The organism is Pseudomonadota bacterium, assembly GCA_039714795.1.
GTDB lineage: Bacteria > Pseudomonadota > Alphaproteobacteria > JAGOMX01 > JAGOMX01 > JBDLIP01.
Genome location: JBDLIP010000130.1, coordinates 1 through 4,516, shown reverse-complemented (window position 1 = coordinate 4,516; position 4,516 = coordinate 1). Strand labels below are relative to the sequence as shown.

Here is a 4,516-nt window from a genome sequence, read left to right as displayed (position 1 = left end):
TGGCGAATAAATTTTTCTTGATTTTCAACATCGATCATGCATACATTATGTAGGGCATTTTATTCAAATTGTAAATGTTATTTTTCCTAGCGTCCTAAGGAAGTAAGAAACTGGGGGGGCACTATACCATTGTAATAACTTTTACTAGGCAGCCCCCCCGGGGTTCCCACAAACCTCAAGCCAGTAAACAGTTACGACATAGATCTTGCTCCAAAAGGTCTAGATGAAAGCAGACCTTTAGCCAAAAACAGGCAGCCGCCAACACAAACATGTGTTGGCAAACAGGAGCAAAAGCACTACATTGTCATTACCATTGGCTGGATCGGGTTAGATCCGGCAGTGGTAGTGGCGGTTAGGTTACCCAACCTTTCCGTCACGTCTGATCAGGTTAACGCTAAATGTGTGTGAAAATCAATAGCAAAAAACCAAAATAATCCGATAGGCTCCAATTTTTAGATAAAGTTATTGAAATCAAAAGATTTTTTTAATCAAATTCAGGTTAAAGCACGCATAAAATTGGAAGTTATTTCGCTTGCATTCCTTAGCTGTAATCCAGAGACATTTAGGCCACTTGTCCTTCCCCATAGGGTATGCTAAGCAATCCTTAGTAGGCTAACCCAACCATTTTTGAAAGTAGCATGAGTTCGCAGCCAGATTACAAAACCTCACCCAAGGTGGACGAGTACCGCGTTTCGGCACGTAAATACCGTCCCACCAAATTTGCTGACTTGGTCGGTCAAGATGTGTTGGTACGCGTTCTTACAAATGGCCTTAAAGCAGGAAAGTTGCCGCATGCTATTTTACTGACAGGCATTCGCGGTATCGGCAAAACCACAACCGCGCGTATTTTAGCGCGAGCCCTCAACTGTACCGGGCGTGACGTCACAGCTGCTCCAGACCCTTGTGGCGCTTGTGATAGCTGCCAAACGATTGGCCAAGATCGTAATATTGACGTAATTGAAATGGATGCAGCCAGTCGCACGGGTGTTGAAGACATTCGCGAGATCATCGAAAATGCAAAATACAAACCTGTCTCCTCTCAATACAAGGTTTACATTATCGATGAAGTGCACATGCTCTCCAAAAGTGCCTTTAATGCTCTCTTGAAAACCTTGGAAGAGCCACCCGCACATGTGAAGTTTATCTTTGCCACCACTGAAGTTCAAAAAGTTCCCAAAACCGTAATCTCCCGTTGCATGTGTTTTGAACTCAGACGTTGGGATCTTGAAACCTTGCAAAAACATCTGACTTGGGTTTGCAAACAGGAAAAAGTTCAAGCGGACGAAAAAGCAATTACCCTACTAGCGCGTGCTGCCGACGGATCAGGTCGAGATGGACTCTCGCTTTTAGACCAAGCTATTGCTCTAAGCGATGGCAAGGTCACGGCCCAAAGTGCCAGCGATATGCTGGGACTGGCTGAAGCTGGCAAGCTCTTTACACTTCTCAAGGCGATTATTAAGGGCGAAACACAACCGGTATTGGATCTGGTACAAGAGCTTTATAGTATCGGTACTGACCCACTCACCCTCTTAAATGACCTGCTTGAGATGATCCATGGGCTTACACTATTGAACGTTTCTGCCGCCGCTAACGCCTCCTCCATACCTGCAATTGATCATACTGAAGCACAGAATTTGGCACAGTCTCTTACCATGCCAACGCTTAATCGTCTGTGGCAAATTACTTTGAAAGGACTCCACGAAGCCCAAAGTGCCCCAGTGCCTCAGCAAGCCTGTCAGATGGTGATTTTGCGACTTGTCTATGCCAGTACTTTGCCTTCTTTTGAATCGCTCATACAAAATGCGCCTGCAAAGAACGTTGTATCGATTCCGCAACAGCCAACCAAACCAGACATGGGTAAATCGGAGACGGTCAAACCACAAACAGTGCAATCTGATAATAATGCTGCATCGAATTTACCAAAAACTTTCGTTGAAGTTGTTGATTTTATCGCCAAACAAAGGGAACCCCTAGTATTGGCGCACTTAAAAAACAATGTGCACTTAGTCAGCTACGCCCCTGGCAAAATTGAAATGCGACTCAATGACAAAGCGCCTCAGAGTTTACCCAAACGCTTGGGCCAGTTATTAAAACAGTGGACAAATGTGCATTGGGACGTCATTGTTTCCACACAAGAGGGAATGCCTACACTTTTTGAACAAAATGAAACGAAGAAGGAAAAGATTTTTGCTGAAACCGCAAAAGATCCGTTGGTGGCAAAAGCTTTAGAGGCATTTCCAGGTGCCGCAATACAATCCGTTGAACCCACTCACGCAGCAAGAGGATAGTGATGAAAAATTTTAAAAACATTATGAAGCAAGCGCAAGAAATGCAAGAAAAGATGATTGCTGCCCAGGAGAAACTAGCTGACCTTGTGGTTGACGGTAAAGCTGGAGGAGGGATGGTCACAGCCACCGTCAACGGTAAAGGCGAGTTACAAAAACTCAAATTGGACCCTAGTATTGTTGACGCGGACGACGTTGAAATGTTGGAAGATTTAATCATCGCTGCTGTCAGTGACGCTAAATCTAAAGCTGAGTCCATGGCCGCTGATGAAATGTCCAAGGTCACAGGAGGTATGGCTTTGCCGGACAACCTTCCTTTTTAGCGAAAAAGTATGGGCCCAGAAATCCAGGAACTCATTCGTTTGATCAGCAAGCTACCCGGCCTTGGGCCGCGTTCGGGTCGGCGTGTGGCTCTACATTTGCTTAAGAACAAACAAAATCTTCTCAAACCACTTGTCCAATCGATGACTCACACCTTAACCGTGGTTAAGGAATGTGCCATCTGCCGCAATATTGACACACAAGACCCATGCGCCCTGTGTCAAGATCCCCGTCGTGACCCATCGGTTTTGTGTGTTGTTGAAGACGTCACAGATCTTTGGGCGCTTGAGCGGTCTGCTAGTTTTAAAGGGAGTTACCACATTCTGGGTGGCACACTTTCAGCTCTTGATGGTAAGGGACCGCAAGACTTAAGAATTGGATCACTTGTACAACGAGTCGCTCATTCTGAAGTCAGCGAAGTGATTCTTGCACTCAGTGCAACGATTGACGGGCAAACCACGGCTCACTACGTTATGGATCGTCTGAGCCCTACCGGTGTCGAAGTCAGCGCTATCGCTCACGGCGTCCCCCTTGGTGGTGAACTTGATTATTTGGATGACGGCACCATAACGACAGCTCTTAACTCGCGCCGCGCACTCAATGCACAACTTGCCTAAGGAAGACTCAAGCCCGCATCGGCCCCTTGCCGACCGCTTGCGCCCACAGTATCTGTCTGAAGTCGTCGGGCAAGCTCATGTGTTGGGATCTGAGGGCATGCTGACCCGTCTGCTGAAAGAGGGACACGTTCCGTCACTCATTTTCTGGGGTCCTCCCGGATGTGGCAAAACCACCATTGCCCGTATCCTCTCTCGAGAAAATGGTAGCCTTTTTGCAAGTGTTTCAGCTGTTGCTAGCGGCGCTGTCGAGCTGCGTTCGCTTTTCAGACAAGCGCAAAAAGCGCACCAAGCCGGGAAAAAGACTGTGCTGTTGGTCGATGAAATTCACCGATTTAACCGGGCCCAGCAAGATCTTTTTCTGCCCTACATCGAAGAGGGTAGCATCATCCTTATTGGTGCTACCACGGAAAACCCATCTTTTGAACTCAATGGCGCTCTGCTTTCTCGCTGTAGAGTCGTGGTGCTCAAGCGCCTTGAAAGTGATGGTTTGGAAGAACTTTTAAAGAAAGCAGAGCAATTAAAAGAGTCTGTGCTCCCTCTTACCACCGATGCCAGGCAAACCATTTGTGCCATGGCGGATGGTGATGGCAGGCATCTTTTGAATCTTTGCGAAGAGCTCTTTGCTCTTGAGCAAACTGAGTTGTTAGACACTCCAAAACTTTTGCAGCTGTTTGAACGCCGCCGCCCAATCTATGATAAGGGTCAGGATGGACACTACAACCTGATCAGTGCTCTACATAAATCCATGCGCGGATCAGATGTACAAGCTTCTCTTTATTGGCTCGCGCGCATGCTGGTTGCAGGTGAAGATCCCCTATTCATCATCCGCCGCTTGGTCCGTTTTGCCAGTGAAGATGTGGGCCTTGCTGATCCAAATGCCTTGCAACAGTCCCTGTTGGCCAAAGAGGCGTATCACTTTTTGGGATCTCCTGAAGGTGAGCTGGCTATCGTTCAAGCTGTGATTTATTTAGCCACAGCCCCTAAATCAAACAGTGCTTATGTTGCTATGAAACAGGCTTTTCAAACAGCTAGAAAATCAGGGTCACTGATGCCGCCTAAGCATATCTTGAATGCCCCAACCCAATTGATGCAGAAACAAGACTATGGCAAGGGGTATGTTTACGATCACGATACGCCGCTTGGCTTTTCAGGACAGAACTATTTTCCCGAGGAACTGGAGTCTCTTGAATTTTATGGCTCTTCGACGTTTCAAGTGGAATTGGACGTAAAACCTATAGGGAGTTAGTTTAACTTCCAAGATTCCGCTCTCTAGTGTGTAACTATGGAGACCAA

General features: G+C 46.8%; 4 protein-coding genes. All 4 read left to right on the top strand.

Features of this window, described 5'->3' with window-relative positions:
* Positions 1-638 precede the first annotated feature (638 nt).
* From dnaX to ABFQ95_07700, 4 genes are read left to right on the top strand one after another with little or no spacing between them, the layout of a single operon-like run.
* Positions 639-2,288, top strand: a complete 1,650-nt coding sequence (gene dnaX / locus ABFQ95_07715; GenBank protein MEN8237407.1) for a DNA polymerase III subunit gamma/tau — start codon at positions 639-641, stop codon at positions 2,286-2,288.
* Between the two features lie 2 nt (positions 2,289-2,290).
* Complete coding sequence (locus ABFQ95_07710; GenBank protein ID MEN8237406.1) at positions 2,291-2,608, top strand: YbaB/EbfC family nucleoid-associated protein; 318 nt, start codon at positions 2,291-2,293, stop codon at positions 2,606-2,608.
* A gap of 9 nt (positions 2,609-2,617) precedes the next feature.
* A complete protein-coding gene (recR, locus tag ABFQ95_07705) occupies positions 2,618-3,223 on the top strand; it encodes a recombination mediator RecR (GenBank protein ID MEN8237405.1) in 606 nt (201 codons plus the stop codon).
* Positions 3,207-4,469 carry a replication-associated recombination protein A gene (locus tag ABFQ95_07700; protein ID MEN8237404.1) on the top strand — a complete coding sequence of 421 codons (1,263 nt, stop codon included), beginning with the start codon at positions 3,207-3,209 and terminating at the stop codon, positions 4,467-4,469. The genes recR and ABFQ95_07700 overlap by 17 nt, the downstream gene beginning before the upstream one ends.
* The last annotated feature ends 47 nt before the right edge of the window (positions 4,470-4,516 follow it).